This window comes from Paenibacillus macquariensis (genome assembly GCF_900156375.1).
GTDB classification, from domain to species: domain Bacteria; phylum Bacillota; class Bacilli; order Paenibacillales; family Paenibacillaceae; genus Paenibacillus_AQ; species Paenibacillus_AQ macquariensis.
The window spans coordinates 211,022-234,680 of the sequence record NZ_FTNK01000007.1 but is presented as its reverse complement, the minus strand read 5'-3'; the positions used below and the strand labels follow the sequence as shown (position 1 = coordinate 234,680).

Here is a 23,659-nt window from a genome sequence, read left to right as displayed (position 1 = left end):
AATATTTGAAACAATAGGGTAGTTAAAGCGTATAAGTTAATATAGACATAGAAAATGCGACAGGAGGACGGAAATAATGGAGGCGCTTTATTTAAGTTGTTTGGCAGGAGGCGTACTGTTTGCCATAGTAAGTGTGGTATTCGGGGACGTACTAAGTAACGCGTTGGATGGGATTCTTGATTTCTTATCTGTAGATATTCTGAAGCCAATGGTGGTAGCAAGTGCAATTACGGTATTTGGGGGAGCGGGCGTTTTGATAACTCGACATTCCAACTTGAGTATCATACCGAATTTGTTATTTTCCATCCTAATCGCCATTTTCATTTCTCTTCTTGTGTATTATCTCTATGTCAAACCGATGGAAAACAGTGAGAATTCTACGGGTTACTCCATCCATGATCTGGTCGGTAAGATTGGAGAAATTACGATTCCTCTTCCTGGCATAGGGTATGGAGAAGTAATGGTTAAGATTGGGGCGGGAAATGTCTTACATATTGCTTCCAGTCTAGAACAACGTGTCATGATCGCTGGAACTCGTGTTGTTATTGTTGATGAAGTAGATGGTGTGTTATTTGTTACAGAATTTGATGATAAAAGAGGAGATGATGTCTAATGGAATCAATACCAGATTATTTGATTATTCCAGCTATCGTAATTGCTGTCATTATTGTACTTGGTTTGGCATTCTGGGCACGTTATAAGACAGTAGGACCAGATGAAGCGATGATTGTTACAGGTTCTTTCTTGGGTAATCGTAATATTTCAGATGAAGATGGTCGTAGAATAAAGATTGTTCGTGGAGGTGGAGCATTCATTCTTCCAATTTTCCAGCAGTCGCAATTCATTTCACTTCTTTCTCATAAGCTAGATGTCTCAACCCCGGAAGTATACACCGAGCAAGGCGTGCCCGTTATGGCTGATGGTGTAGCGATTATTAAAGTAGGAGGATCCATTGAAGACGTAGTAACAGCTTCTGAGCAATTTATAGGCAAACCTGTTGATTCACTCAGAGGTGAAGCACAAGAAGTGTTGGAAGGGCACCTTCGTGCGATATTAGGAATGATGACCGTAGAAGAAGTCTACAAGAATCGTGATAAGTTCGCGCAAGAAGTACAGGGTGTGGCTGCAAGGGATCTGAAGAAAATGGGGTTACAAATTGTTTCATTTACAATCAAAGATTTACGAGATAAGCATGGATACTTAGAAGCGCTAGGGAAACCTCGTATTGCGACGGTTAAACGTGATGCAGAAATCGCCGAGGCAGATGCTGTACGTGATGCACGAATTCAGAAGGCCAATGCAGAAGAGCAGGGACAGAAAGCCGAACTGCTAAGAGACACGAATATTGCTGAAGCATCGAAGGAAAAAGAGTTGAAAGTCGCTTCGTTTAAAAAAGAGCAGGACACTGCTAGGGCTGAGGCAGACCAAGCCTATCACATACAAGAAGCCCGTGCGAAACAAATTGTAGTAGAAGAGCAGATGCAAGTAGAAATTGTTCGCAAAAACCGTGAAGTAGACTTACAAGAAAAAGAGATCTTAGTTCGCCAATTGCAATATGATGCTGAAGTGAAGAAGAAGGCAGATGCGGATCGATATTCTGTTGAGATTGGAGCAGAAGCAGATAAAGCACGTAGAATGCTTGAGGCAGATGCGCTGCAATATTCTATCGAGACACAAGCGAAAGCTTCGGCATCACAGAAACGATTAGATGGTCAGGCGATGGCTGATTCGGAACGGGCAAGAGGTACTGCAGATGCAGACGTCATTCGTTTGCGAGGGCTCGCTGAAGCAGAAGCGAAGGAGAAGTTGGCTGCAGCATTCCAAAAGTACGGAGAAGCTGCAATACTCGATATTGTCGTGAAGATGCTGCCTGAACTCGCTGGCAAAATTGCACAGCCACTGGCTTCTATTGATAATCTGACTGTAGTCGACACTGGCAAAGGCGAAGGTGCTGCTCGAGTAAGTAATTACGTAACAGAATTAATGGCCACTGCACCGGCAATGCTAAAGAATGTTTCGGGGCTCGACCTTGAAAGTCTAATTAAAGGTTTTACTCAAAAGAAGCCTGAGTTACAAACAGTAACATCAGTGCCTTCTGATCTACCGTCACAAGAATAATTGACTTATAAGTGAAGGCCCAAGCTCTAGTAATGGATAATGTTACTAGAGCTTGATTTATAGATAGTCATTATCTTCTTTCTGAGGTTGACGAATGAGTAGATCTTTGTTAATATCTCATGCTTGAGGGTATATTAATGAGGTGCTAAATATGGGCAATATACAAGTATTTAAGGTGCTAAATAACAACGTCATTATTGCAAACCATCCGCAATTTCAGGAAGTTGTAGTTATTGGTAAAGGAATAGGTTTTAACTGCAAAGTTGGTGACGATCTACCACTATCGTCCGTTGAGAAAATGTTTATTTTAACCAATGAACAAGAACAAGAGCAGTATAAACAATTAATTCCGCAAGTAGCTGAACATCTGATAGAAATTGTCAATGAAGGTATTTTATACATTAAAGAGCACAGTAAGGTCCCTCTGAATGAGCATATACACATTGCATTAACAGATCACATTTCTTTTGCAATTAAACGTTATGATCAGGGTATTGTACTGCATAATCCGTTTCTATTCGAGACGAAAGAAATGTATCCTGAAGAATATCGAATGGCAGAACATGTAGTTAAGTTAATTCGTAAGGGATTTAAAGTGGATTTGGAAGAAGATGAAATTGGTTTCGTAGCACTTCATATCCATAGTGCGCTTACGGATCAGCACGTTAGTGAAGTTAAGAAACAATCCGAACTTGTTGCTTATTTGGTTGAGGTTGTGGAACAAAGCATGGATTACCATATTCCACGTGACTCATTGGATTACTCAAGATTTATTACGCATTTACGGTTTGCCTTAGAGCGCGTACGTAGTGGCAAGGTTGAACAAGAGATTGGATCACTTGATAAATTACTTTACCAGGAATATCCTGAATTATATTCATTGGCTTGGAAGATGACTAAAATTATGGAAGAAAAATTACGTAAACCTGTGTATCCGTCAGAAGTAAGCTATTTAACAGTACATTTACAACGGCTTTCTGAGAGAAAAAATGGTACAGGTGATAAAAATTTTGTGTAGAGAAATAAAGTTGAAAAAGAGTAATAAAGATGTTAAAATATATTCGTAGTTCTACAAACTTAATATTGTACTTACGTGTAACTGATTATTTCAGGCATGAGTTAATTTAAAGTATACTGATTGTTCTCCCCGTTATTGGGTAATCTAACCTTAGGTTAGAAGAACAAGCAATGTGCTGTAAAAAACTCGTGCCTTTTTGTTTTTATGTACTTTTAGGAATCTAATAAGTGAATCTTCTGAAACAACTTGGCGCTGCAGGCGTACTAGAAGTAGGCAACAACGCTTAGACCATCTTTGATGAGAAGCGGTTACCGCAATTGTGGTTGAAGATATTAAGTGGTTAACTTAAGAGAATGGATAAGCTATAGAACAATAAACTAAAAATGAGAGTAGGATGAATATTATGCAAAAAACATTCAAAATTGTGGACGAAGACGGAATTCATGCACGCCCAGCAACAGCATTGGTAAATGCTGCAACAAAATTCAAAACAACAGAAGCTTATGCAGAATCTAACGGTAAGAAAGTAACGTTGAAATCGATTTTAGGTGTGCTTTCATTAGGATTGGAAATGGGAGATACTTTGGTTCTTATTACAGAAGGTGAGGAAGAAGTAGCAGCCTTAGACCAACTTCAAGAAGTAATGATCAAAGAAGGGTTAGGCGAACTTCATGAATAAAATATCGGGCATCGCAGCTTCTGCGGGAATTGCCATTGCCCGAGCGTTCATCTTGGAACATCCGGATTATTCTGTACAGAAGACGCAAGTGAATGATACCCAGGCAGAATTGGATAAGTTGGACGACGCGCTACAACAATCAAGTGTTGAACTTGAGGCAATTAAAGAACGTACCCTTCAAGAATTAGGTGAGAAGAAGGCGGAGATTTTTGCATCTCATCTACTTATTTTGAATGATCCCGAATTCATTGATCCTGTGAAGAGTCTTATCACTACTGAATCTATTAATGCAAGCTATGCACTTAATGAGATTGCGAACCAATTTATTGCAATGTTCGAAAATATGAAGAGTGCATACTTACAAGAACGTGCAGCGGATATGCGAGATGTGTCGAAGCGGATTCTTAAACACTTACTTGGCATTAGCCAAATAAGTCCTGCTGAAATCGCCGAAGAGACGATCGTTATTGCTGAAGATTTAACACCGTCAGACACAGCGCAATTAAATCGTAAGTATGTTAAAGGTTTTACTACGAACATTGGGGGTAGAACTTCTCATTCGGCTATTATGGCGCGGTCCCTTGAAATTCCTGCTGTTGTTGGAACACAAAATGTGTTGTCTCAAGTGACAAGTGGTGATCTGGTGATTGTAGATGGATTAGCTGGTGAGGTGCTGATTAACCCTTCAGAAGAAGTCGTTGCTGAGTACCGTATCAAACAGCAAGCGTACGATCAACAAATTGCAGAGTGGAAAAAGCTTCGTGACCTACCAACGCTAACGAAAGATAATGTACAAGTTGAATTAGCTGCTAACATTGGTACACCTGCGGATGTGGAAGGTGTTCTTGATAATGGTGGAGAGGCCGTTGGGTTATACCGAACGGAATTTCTATACATGGGTCGGGATAAGCTTCCATCTGAGAACGTTCAATATAACGCGTATAAGACCGTTTTGGAAAAAATGAACGGTAAGCCGGTGGTTGTTCGTACGTTGGACATCGGTGGGGACAAGGAATTACCTTACTTGGAAATGCCCAAAGAAATGAATCCATTCTTAGGATTCCGTGCTATTCGATTGTGTCTAGATCGTCAGGATATCTTCCGTGTTCAACTGCGTGCTCTGCTACGTGCAAGCGTGTATGGTAACCTGCGTATTATGTTCCCGATGATTGCCACACTCGGTGAATTCAGAGCGGCTAAGGCAGTGCTACTGGAAGAGAAGGAGAAATTGACTTCTGAAGGTGTTGCAGTGTCTGACAATATTCAACTCGGGATTATGGTGGAGATTCCAAGTACTGCTGTGCTAGCAGATCAGTTTGCTAAAGAAGTGGACTTCTTCAGCATTGGAACCAATGACCTTATTCAGTATACAATGGCTGCAGATCGAATGAATGAACGCGTATCTTATCTATATCAACCATATAACCCATCTATATTACGTTTAATTGATATGGTCATTAAAGCTGCACACAAACAAGGAAAATGGGTTGGTATGTGTGGAGAAATGGCTGGTGATGAGACGGCTATACCGCTTTTGATTGGATTGGGTCTTGATGAATTTAGTATGAGTGCCTCATCTATTCTTCCTGCAAGAAGTCTTATCTCTAAGTTATCTGCGTCAGATATGTTACAACTGGCAGAGAAGGCACTTGAACAAGGTACCGCAGAAGAAGTTGTGGAATTGGTAAAGGCTACTGTGAGTAAGTAATAATCATTTATATATGTATGAATAAATAGGAGTGGCCCACACATGGGGCTGCTCCTTTTTGTTGTGTTATAAATGCCTATACATGATAAGTTCTGTGAATAAGAGGGCTCCCTACAATAGAATATTTTTATCTCCATTCTTTGCTATTCTTAAATGGAGTTGAGAAGCGTATAATCCTGTAAATTAGATAAATAAAGTTGATTTCCAACATTCATTATTACTTATTGTATGATTATGTAAATAACGAATGGCGTGTATGGTCTTATAATTCGGTTAATGCAAAAGCGATATTATAGGATATAGCCCTTACTAAAGGAAACCATATTACATATAATATGGTGAACGTGGTATGTGATCTGTCGTTAGGTTACCTATATTAGGGATATGATGGTGGTGATATTCGATGATCGATATAACAAGTTATTATGAAGGTCGAGATTTGGGTTGCAGTTATGCCCCACAAGGAAGTTTATTTAAGGTGTGGGCGCCGACAGCAAGTCTAGTGTCGCTGGTTCTATATAAGGAAGCAGGTCAGTATAATTCGCAAGGACTCGTTACAGATCATAGTAACGGTTATGAGATTGTGATGGAGAAGGACGACAGCGGAGTATGGTCGAGTTACTTTAGCGGGGATTTGAACGGGTTATTCTATATGTACAAAACAGAGTTCATGGATGGGGCGCTTCGATATGCGGTAGATCCTTATGCAAAGGCCGTTACCGCGAACGGTGCTAGAACAGCGATTGTTGATCTGAAATCAACAAATCCAGTAGGCTGGTATGAAGACGCTAAGCCTCCTCTATGCCATCCAACAGATAGTATCATCTATGAACTGCATGTACGGGATTTCTCTGCTCATGATGATTCTGGGATGTGTTATAAAGGCAAATATAAGGCTTTCACCGAAATAGGGCTAAAGGATGCCTATGGAAATGCTTTGGGGATTGATCATTTGGTTGAACTAGGAATTACACATGTACATTTACTACCCGTTTTTGATTATAAGACGGTAAATGAGCTGCAAGTAGATGGTCATGACACATCTGTATCTTTGTACAATTGGGGGTATGATCCTCAGAACTTTAATGTTCCGGAGGGTTCTTATGCAAGCAATGCTAATGATCCCATAATACGAATTGTTGAATTTAAGGAAATGATCCAAGCTTTTCACCAAAAAGGGATTCGTGTCATTATGGATGTCGTGTATAATCATACGTTTACGGTGGAGGACGGCCCCTTCGAATCGGTTGTACCCCATTATTTCTATCGGACGGATGAAGCGGGAAGAATATCGAATGGATCTGGCGTTGGCAATGAGATTGCGTCTGAACGTCCAATGGTTCGTAAATATATTAAGGATTCTGTTCGTTATTGGGCAGAAGAATATCACATCGACGGGTTCAGATTCGACCTAATTGGTCTTACGGATACACAGACAGTCAAGGAAATCACGAAAGAACTGATTGAAGAAGTAGATCAGACATTAATATTTTATGGTGAACCTTGGACAGGAGGGGCAACACCACTTACACAGCAGACCTTGAAAGGAACACAAAAGGGTGAACAATTCGCATTGTTTAATGATCATTTTCGTAATGCGATTAAAGGCGATAGTGATGGTTGGGGACGAGGATTTGCTACGGGTGAGCGTGGTAAAGAATTAGAGATCATGATGGGGGTAAGCGGATCTATTCATGACTTCACCTATTGTCCATCAGAGACGATTAACTATGTGACTGTGCATGACAACCTGAATTTATGGGATAAAGTGTTGACGACAGAAGGATTAGCTCAGGAAGCAGGACTGCTTAATAGTAGGGGAGGGTCACTCGGAAACCAACTGGATTATGAGGGAATGAAGACAGTAGATCCGTATAAAAGTGTTAATAAAAGAAATATATTCGCGAGCGATACGGTACGTCGGACCGTTCTTGCAAACGGTATCGTATTAACTTCCCAAGGTATTCCTTTGTTTCAAGCGGGTGACGAGATGTTACGATCCAAATTTGGTGATCATAATAGCTATCGCAGTGGTGATCTTATTAACGCAATTCGCTGGGATAATAAGCATAGGTTCCGGCCATTGTTTGATTATTACAAAGGATTAATTGCGCTTCGTAAGAGTCACCCTGCCTTTCGATTGCACACTAGAGAGCAAGTGGAAGCGCATGTGGAGGTATTACAATGTCGTGGGAACGTGGTGTCCTATATGCTCAAGAATCATGCGAATGATGACACTTGGCGTAATATCATCGTTATCTATAATGGGAATACAGAAGCAGTTGAAGCGGAAGTTCCCTTGTCATTAACAGGATGGAACGTTGCAGTTAACGATCATGTTGCGGGGATAGAATCGCTAGAAATGGTGTATGGTGATATGGTTACGATTCCAAGACTCTCCATGATGATACTGTACGAAGAAAAGAATGCTAAACCCTACCCAACGCGTAATATCCAAATTCACTATGAAAGACCTAAGGGTGACTATGAAGGATGGAATCTATGGGTTTGGGGAAAAGGGATGCGAGAGCATCAGGTGAATTTTGAGGGGATCAAGAATGGTAGAGCTGTAGCGGTGATTTCAGCATTACCAGGTGCAAGTCAAATCGGATATATTATCCGCTTAAATGATTGGGAGAAGAAAGATGTGGAACGGGATCGTTATATTAATCTAGGTACAGGTAAAGGTGATTTGCAAATCATTGTGAAGAGTGACGTGAATCAGTGGAGAAGAACGAGTTGAATCGATGTAAGTAAAAGACCAACCATCCTAACGCTAGCCTTTCTAGCTGTGGGAATGGTTGGTCTTTTATTTATTTCTTTATTGTCATATGAGGGATAAATCTATCTTATTTTTTGAAAATACCAAATGGTTTACCCAGAGGTAGAAAAACACGACCGAAATGAGCATTAAGGACAGATGCTCCACAGCCATATAGTGAGACGATAGCAATTCCCATTTCAGCGTAAGCTGCAAGCGTATGAAAGATATGTGGCGCAATGCCAAAAGCATCGAAAGATAAGCCTAAGAATAGTAAATCAATCAATACAAAAATGGTAAACAGTACTTTATGGGTCTCCATAGCACCGATGGTCATAAATAATGTGAACACCAAGTAACCAATGAATGCAAACCCCAATTGCTTACCGTCTATATCTCCCATGAGTTCCGGACCGAATACGCCAAGTTTCATCAGCCAACTGCTGGCTACACCAAGCCAGAATAGACCGTAGGCCCCAAAAGCTGTCATTCCGAATGTGTTATTGTGTTTGGCGTCTTGAACAGAAGCGAATAATTGGGCAAAAGCACCTAGAAAAATAGCCCAAGGAATAATGTAGCTGAACCCTGAAGTGAGCTCAAGCTTTTGTGAGGATGCTACCAGCGTAACGATGGCCAGTCCAAATAAGCCAATCCCGCTCGGATCTGCAGTCACGATTTGTACTTTTTGATTAGTTTGTGATGACATAGAAGCCTCCAAGTAAATTAATTATGGGACTGAATGGAGCATCATTACATGCTTCCAAACAGCCTTGGACATCATACCATAAAGCATGTTTAATTTGTGAGAAATAATGACTTGAAAAAAAGGGAAATTTATGTACAATTTCAAATGAAATGTTTGAATTCATTCTGAATTGGGTAATAGTAGATATGCGTGATTCATTAGCGTAAGAGACTGATTTAAAACAGGAGGAATTTACTATGACATCTCATTCAATTACAGCTGAAAAGAGAACAGAGAAACAATCTTCATCTTCACTAAAAGACTTGAGAACAAGTGGGCGGATTCCAGCAGTCATATATGGCTTAAATGCGAACAGCCTATCGGTACATGTTGATCATAAAGAAATGATGAAATTAGCTCGGACAGGTCGTTCGGAGATGTTTAAATTACATGTCGAAGGTATGGATGATCTATCTGTTATTATTAAGGATTTCCAGAAAAAAGATGGCCAATGGAGTCATGTGGACTTCCTACAAATATCAGAATCCCAACCTCTTCGTGTAAGTATACCTATTGATTTCCAAGGTATCGCAATTGGAAGTAAATCAGGTGGTGTTGTACAACACTTGTTAACCGATCTAGAAGTTGAAGGTCTTCCTTCCGCACTTCCATCTACGATTGAAGTAGATGTGTCTCATCTTGAAATGGGGGACAAGCTAATGGCTTCTGAAGTGAAATTACCTAGGGGTGTCACGTTGGCATCAAGTGGAGAAGATCATTTGCTTGTTGCGGTAACTGCTCCACGCGCAGTAATTGAAGAAGGCGCTGAAACGACGGAAGAAGTTACTCCGAGTATTACAGCAGCAACAAAAGAATAAGCTAGGTACTAGGATTGGTGAATCTAAATACGTAGAACCCCGGCCATCATGGCTGGGGTTCTACATGTCTGTTGAAGTTAATTTAATGTGGGCTATCAACCAACGATAAGATGTCTTGTTTCAGTAATGTTCTAGTTGTTAATTTGCATTGTTTCCATCCACTGTTCGAACAGTGAATCTAATTGTTTCTGAATATCTTCACGTTCTTGCTGTAGCGAAAAGAGTTGAGTGGCATCTCGACAGATGTCTGGGCTCAACATTTGAATATCAAGTAGTTCAATCTGTCTCTCAAGTTCTGCAATTTGGAGTTCAAGGGAAGCGTGAGAAGATTTGATTGATGCGTTTCGTTTGGTTCTGGATGTTTTGGTAACAAATGTATCGGGAGTCTGTTTAGCTTTTGAAGAACGGATATCAGGGTTGACATGATTGCTCAGTTGTTCGGAACTGTTAACAACTTGCCTAGCTTGAATTGCTTTATAGTCGTCGAAGTTCCCGTGAATGACATCAAGCGCGCCTTGTTTTAGAACCCATATTTTACGTCCCATCCGATTGATGAAATAACGATCATGAGACACAGCGAGTAGCGTACCTGGGAATTCCTCCAAGGCATCCTCAAGTGCTTCTCTTGAATCAATATCCAAATGATTCGTAGGTTCATCGAGAATAAGTAAGTTAGGTTTCTGGTACATAAGAATAGCGAACCTTAATCGTGTCCATTCACCACCGGATAGGCTACGAACATCCTTGAACACGTCAGGGCCATAGAACAGAAAGCGTGCTAGTTCACCACGTGCTTCGCCTTCTTCCATTCCGACTTGTTCACGGAAATACTGTAGAATGTTCTGTTTCCAGTTCTGAGGTGTCTCTTCTTGGGCTAAATAGCCAATGCTAACGCGTGATCCAAGCGTGACTTCACCGCCTGAAGGTGTCTCCATTCCAAGTATTATTTTCAGTAGGGTACTCTTGCCACTACCGTTATCACCTAATAGCATTGCGGACTCACCATAATGCAATACTTCATGGACATGTTCAAAAAGAGTACGGCTGTCGTATGATTTACTTAGCTCTTTCATCACAAGAACTTGTTTCCCAGAACGATCCTCTTGAGACAATTGGAGATCCATAGATTTACGCTCCAAGATAGGTCGTTTTAACTTTTGCATACGATCTAATGCCTTCTGCATTGATGCAGCACGACGATGAAACCCTGGATTAGGTGGATTCGAGCGGTTGCCCCATTCTATTAATTGTTTGATTGATTCTTGCATCTTTTTGATCTGTTTCTGTTGTTCTTGATAATCAGCGAATTGTAACAGGAGGCGGGTTTCCTTTTCCTTCATATAGCCACTGTAATTAGTATGGTAGGTAAAGGCTTCGCCATCTTCTATCTCTATGACTTTGGTTACGATTCTATCAAGAAAATATCGGTCATGGGAAATGGCAATGACACTACCAGGGTAGTCTGTAATGAACTGTTCGAGCCATTCAATAGCAGACATATCCAAATGGTTGGTAGGCTCGTCGAGAAGTAAGATATCTGGCTGTTTCAAGAGGAGAGAGGCAAGACCCACTTTCGTCTTCTCACCACCAGAGAGGGAAGAGAAGGTTCTATGATATTGATCGGGAGTGATACCTAGTCCGTTCGCAATACGATCAATAGAAGCCTCCATCTCATAGCCGCCAGCCTGCTCAAATTGCTCCTGTAGACGTCCATACTCCTGAAGCCATTCTTCATATATCTTCTCATGATGTGCACGTTGTGGGTCAGATAGCGACTGCTCCAGTTCGTTCATTCGAGCTTGCCACTTCAGAGGTTCCGCAAAGCTGAGTAATAATTGTTCATATGTGGTACTATCTACTGTTTCTACAGGGATCTGATCTAGAAATCCAATTCTAGCTCCTTTACGTATGGAAATGTGCCCTTGATCTGGACGATCATGTTCTCTTAGTAAATGAAGCAGCGTGGTCTTTCCGCAACCGTTCCGGCCGATTAATCCGACTTTCTCACCTGCTCGTATATCCATCGTGATATTATTTAGTACAAGCTGAGCACCGTGGTATTTCTGAACATTTTTACATTGAATCATCATGATATATTCCTCCATAGATGCCACCGAACAACAAAAAGCCACAGGGAAATGTTCCTGTGGCTAGATCAAACAACGTTTATTTCAAATATAAGAACAGAGCCTTATATTATTCGTAAAAGCGGATACTGTCAAAAGACTGAATATTCGCTTCTCTTCCGTTGAAGTCAAGGTAGGAGTGGCATTTCGCAATTTTGATTTGAATGAGAGACCTTATAAATAGACAGACGGGTAGCTTCAGTTGTCATTTTATAAAAAATGCCGAACATTCCCGTCGACAATTGGTTAATCTTCTCATTTGAAAAATTGCGTTTCACTCTTACCTCACCTCCCTTTCAATCGAATAGATCTATTCTATAGTCAAAGCTTATTAAAATCAAGGTAGTGCTTATAAATATTTTGAAAATAGAATGGATTTGCATCTTAATCCTGTATATAATTAGTAACAGTCTAGGGATGTTATATTTAATTAACAACTACTATTAGGAGGTACATATGTCACAAATAACAGTTGGTATTGTAGGATATGGTAATTTAGGTAGAGGTGTAGAGAAAGCGATTCGACAAAATCCGGATTTCACACTAGCTGCTGTATTTACCCGTCGTGAACCACAAGGTGTAACTGCAAGTGTTCCAGTTCTTCATATTTCAGAAGCTGAGAAGTATAAGGATACGATTGATGTAATGATTTTGTGTGGGGGATCCGCAACGGATTTACCTGAACAAGGTCCTTTCTTCGCTAAAATGTTCAATACCGTAGATAGTTATGATACGCATGCATTGATTCCAAATTATTTCGCGAGTGTAGATGCTGTAGCGACAGAAAATGGACATGTTAGTGTTATTTCAACGGGGTGGGATCCAGGTTTGTTCTCCCTAAACCGTATGTTAGCTGAAGCTATTCTGCCTGAAGGCAAAGAATATACATTCTGGGGCCGTGGTGTAAGTCAAGGACACTCAGATGCAATTCGCCGTGTTGAAGGAGTAAAGAATGGCGTTCAGTATACAATTCCTGTAGAAGATGCTGTAGCTAAAGTGCGTGCTGGGGAAAATCCACAGTTAACGACTCGTGATAAACATCTACGTGATTGTTACGTTGTAGCTGAGGAAGGCGCAGATCTAGCTCGTATTGAGCAAGAGATCGTACAAATGCCTAACTATTTCTCCGATTATGACACTACTGTGAATTTCATTTCTGAAGAAGAATTGAAGGACAAGCATTCCACTATGCCTCACGGTGGTACAGTACTTCGCAGTGGACGTACAGGAGAGAACAGCACACAGATTATTGAATTTGGATTGAAGCTTGATAGCAATCCGGAATTCACTGCAAGTGTGCTTGTAGCTTATGCTCGTGCAGCATACAAGCTAGCTAAGCTAAGCCAATCGGGAGCTAAGACAGTTTTCGATATTCCATTTGGTCTGTTATCACCAAAATCAGCTGAACAACTTCGTAAAGAATTGTTATAGAAGTAATTATATTCTTTCTTTAGTGGTTGGAAACGTAAAGAGGGGTGTCCTAGTAGCCATTACAATGGTTACTGGGACATCCCTCTATTTTGTGATGCTTATGTATGGTTGGCATATCGCTTTTTAAGTCGCATGTAAGACAGCCATGTTCTGGCCAAGATTGAACCAAAGGTGAGGACAGCGAACGTAAGTGAAATCATGCTGATTATTTGTAGTGTATCTAAGTTGTTATCAAACGTAGATGCCATATTTATCTTAATATTTAAAATATAAATGAGAAACGAAGGAAGAAATAGACATGAATAGGTGAGCGCTATCCGTTTTGCATATTTTAAATGATGTGACTTCTCACTGTAGATCTGTGGTCGTTCTTCACCCTCTGAATATCTACGGCTCCATAGAGTCCATTTTAGAAGAGGCGAATTGGAAATAAAGACACTCTTCCAGCCAGATTCTCTGTGTATGTTATTGTAACTTTCATCGGTAATATTCTGAAAATCAGCACAATAACTTACCTTCCGCGGGCTACCTATTATAAAATAAAAAGTGGTTCCTTCTTTACTCATACGATAAAGATGATAACCTTGTTCTTCCATGGATTCGAGCCAGTGTTCAAGTTTATCCGGAGCATACATCCACCCAAACTTTCTTTTAACAACCATTTGGCCTGAACGTTTCAATTGCTTTTCTTCACTCTTACTTCGTCTTATTTCAGCTTGATCTACAACGTGAAGGTTATGAAGAGGTATATTTTCGCGGATTAATTCCTTGTTCGTCTTATTAATTTTGATAACAGAATAGATAGAAAGAACCCATAGAGTAAATACAGCACTAAAATAAATGTATGTTAAAATCCAATAAGGGCTTTCAATCACTTTAGATGGTGTATCTTGGGAAAATGCAACTAAGCTAAATATACCGACAAAAAGGATGGTCATCGTTGTCAAATATATAGAAATACTACCGAAGATATACATAATCAATCGATTATGTTTGATGATTCCCTCACGAACGGGGGAAGTCTTTATTAATTCAAGAGGTTTCTCATTGACGATTACATACCAGTGACGGCTCTGCGAAATCTTCGTCCAACCCTCATCTAATAAAGCTTTAGGCAAGGAGTCAGGTTGTATTTTATCGTATACGAAACGATACGTTATTGTTTTAGGATCGCCTTTAATAAAGAAAAAGTAACGTGTTCCTCGATTCAGTTTCACTAAGTAATAACCTTTTTCGGCCATAGATGAGAGCCAATCTTCCGTTTTGTGCACATCATAGCTCCAGAATGGCCTAAATACTTTCGTAATCATCGAAATCCCCCTCATATTTTAATGCATTCTGGTGAAGTTCTTTAAGTCTATTGATCTCAACAGTGATTAATCTTTTTCCGAGCTCAGTGATTTCATAAACGGTTCTTCTTTCCTCATCAGCAAATACAGTTATAATGCCATCCTTCTGCATCTTTGTTAGTGTTCCGTAAACCGTACCCGATCCCAAACGTATTCGTGAGAGTGTAATTTCCTCTACATGTTTAACAATGCCATACCCGTGACGCGGTTCAGTTAAGGACAAGAGGATATAAAATGCCGTTTCTGTCATGGGAATATATTTTGTTAACACTTTATCGATCATGTCTTAGAAGCTCACCTTTCTGCTATTGAATCAACTATGTCACGTCATGACTATATCACGACGTGATATAACGGTCAATGATACGAAATTCATCATAAAAAAAGTGTTCCATCGGTCATATTAGACCGATGAAACACTTCTAGTGGATCAACCTTTAGATTGAGAAATAACGTAGGAACATTTGGTGCCACCTGTGGATAAGCACTCTGTACGATTCACGTCAACTTGCAGAAGTGATTTGAATAATTCTAGTTCACAGTGGCAAGCATGTTTATATTGATTGGCTATGTGAGAGATCGGGCAATTATGTTCTTTAATGACAAAATTCCCATCGTCACTTTCTTCACATTCAGCCATATATCCGTTCTCGTTCTGTATCTTCGTAAGAAGTAGGACCTTTTCAGATAAAGGGAGTCCAGTCATGTTGGTCGCATATTTCTTCTCTAATTTACTCTTACGTAGTTCAAAGAGATGGTTGATCATCTCTTCACCAGATTCTTGTTCAAGTTCACCAAGTAAATCAAGGGTTAACGTATGATAGGTTGCAGGGAAGAAACCTGAAGCTAACTCACTCAGCCGATAGACGGCAGTTGGTCTGCCCATCGTTTGGCGAATTATTTCGGATTCAATATATCCATCTCTCTCCAGTGTGCTTAGATGGCGACGTACGGCCATTTCAGTAATCTGTAATTCGTTCGTAATGTCCTTGGCTGTAAGAGGTGCTTTTGTCTTTAGCATGTGGACAATGTGTTCCCGGGTGGAGAGTTCAACTGGTCTGTTCATACGAGCCCTCCAAGGTTAAGATTGTTGTTTTGCTGGCATATTCGCAAAATTCTCTTCACAATCTGTTGAACAGAAGCCATTGTGGATCTCTTCACATTCTTCACAACAAACATGTTTGGCATGACATAGCGTATAAGCACAATTAATATACCGGTCTTCTGGCTTACCACAATGATGGCATGTAGCAACAATAATGTCTTCATCGGTATGGTTAATAGGCACCGAAATGCGTTCATCGAACACATAACATTTTCCATCAAAAAGTTTTCCTTGTACTTCAGGGTCTTTACCATAGGTAACGATCCCACCATCCAATTGAGCAACGTCACTGAATCCTTCATTCATTAAGAATCCGGTTAGTTTCTCGCAACGGATTCCTCCTGTACAATAAGTTAGTACCTTTTTATCTTTATATTGGCTTAAGTTCTCTCTGATCCATTCAGGGAATTCTCGAAAGGATTCTACGTCGGGACGAATTGCATTGCGGAAATGACCGATTTTAAATTCATAATCATTTCTACCATCAATCACGACTACATCCTCTTGTTGAAGTTGTTCATGGAATTCGACAGGTGACAATCTTTTCCCTGTGATGATGTTGGGATCTAGTTCTTTCTCATATCGGAAAGTGACCAACTCCTGCTTGTGTCGAACGAACATTTTCTTAAATGCATGTTCATGAGAGGGATCAATCTTGAAGATCATGTCAGCAAACAATGGGTTCGCATGGAAATCCTTCATGTATTGCTCGGTTTGTTCCAATGTCCCTGAAACGGTACCGTTAATACCTTCCTCAGCGATGATAATACGTCCTTTGACACCGAGGTCCTTGCAGTATTGTAAATGTTCTTCTGTAAACTGTTGTGGATCATTAATTTTTACAAATTTATAGAACAATAGTATATTGTACTGTGGTTGATCTTGAGTCATTTCTAATCACCTTGCCTAATAAATTTTTGTCCTATTAATTGTAGATGACCTTCACCTACTTAGTCAATATAGAAGTATATAAAGGTAATAAATACACAAACATCGAGGAGTGATGAACACCATGGAAATTTTTCTAGTTATTTTAGTGTTACTTGCCATTATTGGCATATCTAATATATTGAATCGTTTCGTTCCGTTTATTCCTGTTCCGTTATTTCAAATCGCCTTGGGAATGGCAGTAGTCGTAATACCCCCAGGCATTCACATGACTTTAAACTCCGAGTTGTTTCTTGTTTTGTTCATAGCACCTCTATTATTTAATGATGGAAAAAGAACACCAAGGCATGAGTTGTGGAATTTACGAGCACCTATTTTGATGCTTGCTCTAGGGCTCGTATTTGCTACGGTTCTCGTAGTTGGTTATTTGATTCACTGGATGATTCCCTCTATCCCCTTACCAGCGGCGTTTGCTCTAGCAGCCATTCTCTCACCGACAGATGCTGTAGCAGTTGGAGCTATGGCGGGCCGAGCCAATCTTCCTAAGAAAATAATGCATTTACTCGAAGGCGAAGCTTTGATAAACGATGCATCGGGTTTGGTTGCTTTTAAATTTGCAGTGGCAGCTATGGTGACAGGTGTATTTTCCCTAGGAAATGCTACATTTAGTTTTTTCGTCATTGCTGTAGGCGGACTCGTTGTTGGGGCTGTTGTGTCACTGTTCATTATTTGGTTAAGAGTATTTCTGCGTCGTCACGGCATGGAAGACATCACGATGCATATGCTAATCCAGCTGTTAACACCATTCGTAATTTATTTAATTGCAGAGGAGTTTGGTTTGTCAGGAATCTTAGCCGTAGTGGCTGGGGGCGTTGTACATGCCATTGAGAGAGATCGTACTGAATCCTCGTCCAATCTGAAGCTGCGAATCGTGTCAGAGAGCACATGGTCTATCGTTCTATACATTTTGAATGGGTTGGTGTTTGTTATTCTGGGATTACAAATTCCAGATGTCACAAGTGTTATTTTTGAGAATAGATCCATTAGCAACTTTTTGGTGATCGGTTATATTCTCCTCTTAACAGCGGCCTTAATTCTTCTGCGTTTTGTATGGGTTTATTTGTACTCAAGAGGATCGTGGGCGGTTAGGAAAAAAGATGAGCTTGAGAAACCTACACTTCTTGCGGCGGTATTAACTTCACTTTCGGGAGTGCGTGGTGCGGTAACCTTGGCAGGGGCTTTTTCTATGCCACTTGTACTTCAGGATGGAAGTCCTTTTCCACAGCGAGATTTAATTATATTTATAGCCGCGGGCGTGATTTTGTTAACCTTAATTATTGCAAGTATCACGTTACCACTACTATCAAAAAGCGAAAAGGGCGATGAGGAAGAAAACCCAGATGCTCTAGAGCAGGCTTCCAAAATAAAAGTTCTGAAGGCAGCTATACAAGGCATTAGAGGAGAAATAAACGAAGAGAATGAAGCGGCAGCGTTATCTGTTATTTCAGACTATAAGAAAAAGATAGAACAGCTGTTGGGGCAGGAAGCTCTTCAGAATACGGATTCCAAATCTCGTCAATTGCTCTTCGATGTTCGACTGGTTGGGATACAAGCTGAACGCGATGAGATGGAAAGATTGTTATCCAAAAAAGAAGTCGCGCAAGAGGTCGCAGACCGATTCCAAGAGATCATTGATCAGATGGAGGTTCTATTATCTCAACGATTAAAAATGCGTCTATTAGTCTCTATGTTTAGAATTAGACGACTCATTCTGAATATGGTGCATTCTGAGAAGGCAAAAGTGACGGATTCACAAGACCCTACGGAGTCGTTAAAAGAAGTGAGTATTCTAACGGCCAAAGCTGCAATCACTGCCATTCATAATCGAAAGAATGAAACCAATAGAGACGCATCGTTACTTGTTATTTCACAATATCATCGTACGATTGAAAGATTAAGTAGTAGAGAATGTAAACAATTCAAGGAAGATGAAGAGTTCAAGAAGCATAGGGTTGAACTCCAATTTAAAGCGATTCAGATTGAAAGAGATGAAGTTCAAGATATGTTCGAATCTGGTGAAATTTCGCGCACGGCAGCTAACCAATTGCGTCAATTTATTAATTATTTGGAAGCAGGTATGTTAGATGTTGAAGAATTGTAATAAGATGGAATATGAAGAGGGTGTTGTGACAACGCAATAAAAAATGAGGGGGACGTATATGGGCTTCTTAGATGGTCTTATGGGGAATGCTACTCAAGTGGATTTACCTGCGGTACAGAAGGAATATGCTCTGATTTTGACTCCAAATGAGTGCATTGAGAGGGCATATAAATTGGTACGAGACATGTTTATCTTCACAGATAAACGACTTATTCTGATCGATAAGCAGGGGATAACAGGGAAGAAGATGGAGTATCATTCGATTCCCTATAAGAGTATTTCGCATTATTCGGTAGAGACAGCAGGGCACTTCGATCTTGATGCGGAACTCAAGATATATATATCCAGTAGTACAGTTCCTATCGTAAAGACATTCAATAAGACGGTAAACATTTATGAGGTACAAAGCGTTCTTTCGCAGTATATCTTGAGATAGATGTCGCCATTAATAGCAAAAGAGCAGGAAACGATATGTTTCCTGCTCTTTTGCTATTTAATATTTATTGTAATTAGGTAAAGTTTCTGGCTTTATTTGCGCTTCGTACCTAGCAGTTGCCAAACGATAAATATCAATACCGCTATCTGTGGTACAAATGTCTCCCATGTGGGATACATACCAAGCCAAGCGATGGAGGGCAGTTGTTCCACAGCATGCGCAGATAGTTTTCCTGCAATCTGGAGGGAGTGGATGCTCTCTCCAAGAAAGCGGAATACAAGGTAGTAGATAAGCAGTGTTGCGGTAAGGAAAAATGCGCGAAGCGGTAATCGTACACTTAATGCAATGATCGCATAGCCTAGTATGGTTAGGATAACAAGGGCAATTCCAATACCTAATAGAAGTTGATAGGGATCAATGGAAGGTGCCATTCCTACATAAAATATGGTCGTTTCTGCACCTTCTCGCAGAATGGCGAGGGCGGATACAGAGAAGAGAGACCATAAGCTGCCTCTTGCAAGTGCGCTATCCACACGAGCACCTACGTAGTTATTCCAGGCAGTGGTATTTGATTTGCTATGAAGCCAATGGCCAATGGTAAGCATCATTATAACGGACACAAGACCAGTAATACCTTCAAATAGCTCCCTAGTACTGCCTGAAGCGGCCTGAGAGATCGTGTAGATGAGCACGATAGCAATTATTGCACTACCTACTAATCCTATGGCAGCGCCAGACCAGATCCATTTGCGCCCCTTCGGATTATCACTTCGTTTCAAATAAGACAACAAGGCTGCCAATACTAGAATGGCTTCTAGCCCTTCGCGTAATAGAATAAGAGAAGCATCCCAAGCGGTATAATGTTGTTCTCCTGCAAATGGCTCAAGTTCCGCAATCATATTGTCCATGATCTGTATGGCTTCTTTAAGCTGTGGAGGATTGGATAAAAGTTGACCCGTAACCATCGCTGTTTCATTCTCAATGCGAGCGTAGGTTGATGGGGACGAGATCATCACTTTACCTTCTACCGTTGGCCAGATCGTAATAAATTGCTCCATTTGTATTACAGCATCTGCGCTTTGCGCATTCTCGGTTTGCTGACGCGCTTCTTTAAGAATATTAAGTAGTTCATCGAGTGAATAAGTCCGACTACTGCTGTTTGAACCCTGGTCCATGGTCTTTCCTTGGGCATAATCTGTCAGCAAACGAATAAGAGTCTGCATTTCTTCATTTGCCTGCTGTTCTCTTGGTGGTTCAGCCTGAATGGATACACGTGCAAGGGTAATCTTAGTTTCGAGTTGGCTGTATAATATACTATTGTCTGCACGTATGATGTTCTCTACTTCGTGCCAATGGTTAATGAATTGACGATAGTGCTGCTTCGCTAAAGGCCAGTCCATTTGAATTATGGCATCTAATGAGTTCTTAGCTGCTGGAAGCAGGAATTGAGCTGCTTTAGGACCCGTCAATTGATTAGGGTCGATGGTCTGAGTATCATTCTGAACGGATGAGACATAGGCATCGACGGCTTTGGCAAGGGTTGTTAATGCTTGCTTCGCAGGTTCTCCAGCACCGTTGGTTAACTTAAGCGAGGCTTCAGTTAAGGCCGTATCCACATTAGCTATCAGTTCACTGTTACTTCCTGATGTAGGAAGTTCTGCTTTTACTGAATTCCACAAGGACTGAAGTTCGTCTAGATCACTTGAGGCTTGCTTCCAATCCGCATGTCCTGCTTCTACGAGAATACTACCGACAGCGGGCATTAAATGATCTTGTTTGGAATCATCTGCGGCATAGGACACAGGAATACCCCAGTTACAAGTGAAGAACAATATGATGATCGTAATGATCCGTATGATGAAATCTTTTCTCATGTCTACAATCCTCTCATTAATAATTCAATTGTAATTGGGTTACATGTTATTCTATATCCCACCGAATAGGGTTTCTCCAATAAATCCACCTTCTGTTGTTCCAGGGAAGCACGCAAAGACGGCGCTACCCTTATGAACAGCGTATTCGTTTAACTTATCATTATTGGCTAGTCGCTGTTGGATAGGGATAAATTGCTTTTGTAAATCTCGTTGGAAGCTGATAAAAAGCAGTCCAGCGTCGAGTTGGCCTGTTTTGAGGTCCAGTCCACTTGAGTAGGAGTAGGAGCGACGGAGCATCTGAATACTGCCATCTCCATGAGCTAGGGCTACATGGGAGTTGGATGGAATAACGGGTTTGCCAGTTGTTGCATCAAGTGCATCTAGCTTGATACTATCGAACTCATCCTTAGATCCAAGAGGAGCACCAGAATGACGATGACGTCCGAAAGTATCCTCTTGATCCTTAAGGGTGCTTCGATCCCACACTTCAATACGCATGCGAACTCGGCGTACAGCCATATAAGATCCGCCTGTCATCCAAGCCGTTCCATCAACAGACTGGCTCCAGACGACTTCATTCATAAGTTTACTGTCTGTTACGTTCGGATTAGCTGTTCCGTCTTTGAATCCAAGTAGATTTCGAGGTGTTGTAGCTTTGGGGTCAGCCTGAGTGCTTCTTTGGAAACCTTCCTGTGTCCAACGAAGCACAGCTGTTCCACGAGCAATCCGAGCTAGGTTACGAATGGCATGAAAAGCGACTTGTAGGTCGTCTGCGCATACCTGAACACACAAATCACCTCCGCACCATTCTGGCTCTAGACTATCAGCCTTGAAGGGTGGAAGCTCTTGAAATGAGGGTGGACGTTTATTCTGTAAGCCAAACCGTGCATCGAATAGAGAGGGGCCGGCACCAAAAGTTATTGTACATCGTGATGGGGAAAGCTCTGCAGCTTCACCTGTATCACTGGGAGGAAGATTGGGATTATCATTCACGTTGCCAATGAGCGATCCAGATACCATAGTTGCTGAGGCAGTGGTCCATTTTTGGAACATCTTACGGATGTCACTTACGTTATCTGTTATAACATCAAAAGCCGCGAAACAGATGAAATTTTGCGAAGGAGTAATAATCCCAGCCTGATGTGCTCCATAGAAGGGAATAGAATCTTGATCCTGACTAAGGATCGTTGATGCATTGGATGTAGTCTTTTTATCAGAGGCCAGAAGGCTACCTATAGCACCACCGCCTAGTAATAATCCGACGCCTCCAACACCAGCAAGCCGCAGCATATCGCGGCGGCTTAATTTCTTATTCAGCATTAGATTATTTTTATCGTTGTTATCTTTTTTCATAGTTGCTTACACTCCTAGAATGGTTCCCATATTGGATAGTGGTTCTGCAAGAGCATCAAGTGTCTGGCTGAGTTTGCGAATTTGATCTTCTTGAAGTTTTTCATATGAAATGTAACCATCGTTTACTTTAAAAGGTTCCAATTCCTTCAATAAGGAAGCGAATCGCTCACCAATGTCCTTCTCCAAGTCAGCATCTTTCTTCTCTAATTCTGGTTTTAATAATTCATATATTTTGGCGGCGCCCTCTACATTGGCGGCGAAGTCATAAAGATCCGTATGAGAATAACGCTCTTCTTCTCCCGTTACTTTGGAAGAGGATACTTCATTTAGAAGCTCTACGGCTCCAGTAACAAGCATGCTAGCATTGATATCTACGGTTTCTACTTTAGCGCGTAGGAGTTGAGCGTCTTTTAGCAATTGATCAGCGACAGCTTCTTCACCCTTTGTTGTTCCAACTTCCCAAAGAGATTTCTCAATGTGATGGAATCCACGCCATTCGCTTGGATCGACATCCCCATCTCGGGCATCGATATTAGGATCTAAATCCCCAAGTGCTTCAGCAATCGGTTCGATTCGTTCGTAGTACATCCGGGTAGGTGCGTATAATGCTTTCGCTTCATCAAGATTGCCTGCTTTTACAGCAGTAGTGAATTTCTCTGTCTCTTTCACGAACAGATCACACTGTTCAATGACATATGTACGATATTGATCAATAGCCGTTTGTAAATCTGGCGAAGAGGTGGATGTGGATGGGTCAGTATTGGTAGCATTCGTTGCTACAGCTTCGGAAGTGTTCGATGTATTCAAGGCAGACTCTGCATTATTCTTAGCACAGCCTGTAAATAGAATAGAGGAAATTAATAGACTTGCGGGTACAACATAACGTAAATTCAAAAAGAACACCCCTTTTTTTCTTTGTAAATGATAATGATTATCAGTATCGTATAATCAATCATTATCATAGAACGGGTTTATTCCTATGTCAATACATTTTTTACTAATTCTTAAGAATCGGCTCTTATATTACTTGATTTCGTTTGACTGTAATCAAGGGTACTTTTTGGTGCCTATATAACTTAAAAGTGCGTA

19 protein-coding genes are annotated in these 23,659 nt (G+C 40.8%); 10 read left to right on the top strand and 9 right to left on the bottom strand.

Translation table 11 applies throughout. The annotated features are described in order from the left end of the window. Window positions 1-76: 76 nt before the first annotated feature. The 6 genes from BW961_RS15000 (at window position 77) to pulA (ending at window position 8,266) form a co-directional block, all read left to right on the top strand. Window positions 77-613, top strand: a complete 537-nt coding sequence (locus tag BW961_RS15000) for an NfeD family membrane protein (protein ID WP_068587946.1) — start codon at window positions 77-79, stop codon at window positions 611-613. Next, window positions 613-2,118: a flotillin lipid rafts scaffold protein FloT gene (locus tag BW961_RS14995; protein WP_170878570.1), complete on the top strand. Its 1,506-nt coding sequence runs from the start codon at window positions 613-615 to the stop codon at window positions 2,116-2,118. The genes BW961_RS15000 and BW961_RS14995 overlap by 1 nt, the downstream gene beginning before the upstream one ends. Window positions 2,119-2,269: 151 nt before the next feature. Then, window positions 2,270-3,136, top strand: a complete 867-nt coding sequence (gene glcT / locus BW961_RS14990) for a glucose PTS transporter transcription antiterminator GlcT (RefSeq protein WP_068587944.1) — start codon at window positions 2,270-2,272, stop codon at window positions 3,134-3,136. Window positions 3,137-3,539: 403 nt separating this feature from the next. Beyond that, entirely contained in the window at window positions 3,540-3,815 is a 276-nt protein-coding gene (locus BW961_RS14985) for an HPr family phosphocarrier protein (RefSeq protein WP_068587942.1), read from the top strand. Continuing rightward, window positions 3,808-5,523, top strand: a complete 1,716-nt coding sequence (gene ptsP / locus BW961_RS14980; protein WP_068587939.1) for a phosphoenolpyruvate--protein phosphotransferase — start codon at window positions 3,808-3,810, stop codon at window positions 5,521-5,523. The genes BW961_RS14985 and ptsP overlap by 8 nt, the downstream gene beginning before the upstream one ends. Window positions 5,524-5,926: 403 nt before the next feature. After that, window positions 5,927-8,266 carry a type I pullulanase gene (gene pulA / locus BW961_RS14975; RefSeq protein ID WP_068587937.1) on the top strand — a complete coding sequence of 780 codons (2,340 nt, stop codon included), beginning with the start codon at window positions 5,927-5,929 and terminating at the stop codon, window positions 8,264-8,266. Window positions 8,267-8,372: 106 nt separating this feature from the next. On the opposite strand, the gene BW961_RS14970 is transcribed toward pulA, so the two are convergent. Continuing rightward, window positions 8,373-8,990 (bottom strand): acetate uptake transporter, encoded by a 618-nt coding sequence (locus BW961_RS14970; protein ID WP_068587935.1) that lies wholly within the window; start codon window positions 8,988-8,990, stop codon window positions 8,373-8,375. A 236-nt stretch (window positions 8,991-9,226) separates the two neighbouring features. On the opposite strand from BW961_RS14970, the gene BW961_RS14965 reads away from it, so the two are divergent. Continuing rightward, entirely contained in the window at window positions 9,227-9,847 is a 621-nt protein-coding gene (locus BW961_RS14965) for a 50S ribosomal protein L25 (protein ID WP_068587933.1), read from the top strand. Window positions 9,848-9,978: 131 nt separating this feature from the next. Here BW961_RS14965 and abc-f read toward each other — a convergent pair whose 3' ends face one another. Then, window positions 9,979-11,937 carry a ribosomal protection-like ABC-F family protein gene (gene abc-f / locus BW961_RS14960; RefSeq protein ID WP_068587931.1) on the bottom strand — a complete coding sequence of 653 codons (1,959 nt, stop codon included), beginning with the start codon at window positions 11,935-11,937 and terminating at the stop codon, window positions 9,979-9,981. 492 nt (window positions 11,938-12,429) lie between these two features. Here abc-f and BW961_RS14955 point away from each other — a divergent pair, with 492 nt between their 5' ends. Next, window positions 12,430-13,404 carry a diaminopimelate dehydrogenase gene (locus tag BW961_RS14955; protein ID WP_068587929.1) on the top strand — a complete coding sequence of 325 codons (975 nt, stop codon included), beginning with the start codon at window positions 12,430-12,432 and terminating at the stop codon, window positions 13,402-13,404. 98 nt (window positions 13,405-13,502) lie between these two features. On the opposite strand, the gene BW961_RS14950 is transcribed toward BW961_RS14955, so the two are convergent. The 4 genes from BW961_RS14950 to trhO form a co-directional block, all read right to left on the bottom strand. After that, entirely contained in the window at window positions 13,503-14,714 is a 1,212-nt protein-coding gene (locus tag BW961_RS14950) for a DUF2812 domain-containing protein (RefSeq protein ID WP_068587927.1), read from the bottom strand. Further along, a complete protein-coding gene (locus BW961_RS14945; protein ID WP_068587924.1) occupies window positions 14,695-15,036 on the bottom strand; it encodes a PadR family transcriptional regulator in 342 nt (113 codons plus the stop codon). Before BW961_RS14945 ends, BW961_RS14950 begins: the two co-directional genes overlap by 20 nt. Window positions 15,037-15,183: 147 nt before the next feature. Continuing rightward, window positions 15,184-15,819 (bottom strand): helix-turn-helix transcriptional regulator, encoded by a 636-nt coding sequence (locus BW961_RS14940; protein WP_068587922.1) that lies wholly within the window; start codon window positions 15,817-15,819, stop codon window positions 15,184-15,186. A gap of 15 nt (window positions 15,820-15,834) precedes the next feature. Then, complete coding sequence (gene trhO, locus BW961_RS14935) at window positions 15,835-16,749, bottom strand: oxygen-dependent tRNA uridine(34) hydroxylase TrhO (protein WP_068587919.1); 915 nt, start codon at window positions 16,747-16,749, stop codon at window positions 15,835-15,837. A 121-nt stretch (window positions 16,750-16,870) separates the two neighbouring features. Between trhO and BW961_RS14930 the strand changes: the two genes are divergently transcribed. Further along, window positions 16,871-18,907: a Na+/H+ antiporter gene (locus BW961_RS14930; protein ID WP_068587917.1), complete on the top strand. Its 2,037-nt coding sequence runs from the start codon at window positions 16,871-16,873 to the stop codon at window positions 18,905-18,907. Between the two features lie 58 nt (window positions 18,908-18,965). Continuing rightward, a complete protein-coding gene (locus BW961_RS14925) occupies window positions 18,966-19,343 on the top strand; it encodes a PH domain-containing protein (RefSeq protein ID WP_068587915.1) in 378 nt (125 codons plus the stop codon). A 92-nt stretch (window positions 19,344-19,435) separates the two neighbouring features. On the opposite strand, the gene BW961_RS14920 is transcribed toward BW961_RS14925, so the two are convergent. The 3 genes from BW961_RS14920 to efeO are packed head-to-tail and all read right to left on the bottom strand — an operon-like array spanning window position 19,436 to window position 23,464. Then, a complete protein-coding gene (locus BW961_RS14920) occupies window positions 19,436-21,217 on the bottom strand; it encodes an FTR1 family iron permease (RefSeq protein ID WP_068587913.1) in 1,782 nt (593 codons plus the stop codon). Between the two features lie 51 nt (window positions 21,218-21,268). Further along, window positions 21,269-22,570 carry an iron uptake transporter deferrochelatase/peroxidase subunit gene (gene efeB, locus BW961_RS14915; protein ID WP_068587911.1) on the bottom strand — a complete coding sequence of 434 codons (1,302 nt, stop codon included), beginning with the start codon at window positions 22,568-22,570 and terminating at the stop codon, window positions 21,269-21,271. A 6-nt stretch (window positions 22,571-22,576) separates the two neighbouring features. Then, window positions 22,577-23,464, bottom strand: a complete 888-nt coding sequence (efeO, locus tag BW961_RS14910) for an iron uptake system protein EfeO (protein ID WP_068587909.1) — start codon at window positions 23,462-23,464, stop codon at window positions 22,577-22,579. Between the last annotated feature and the right edge of the window lie 195 nt (window positions 23,465-23,659).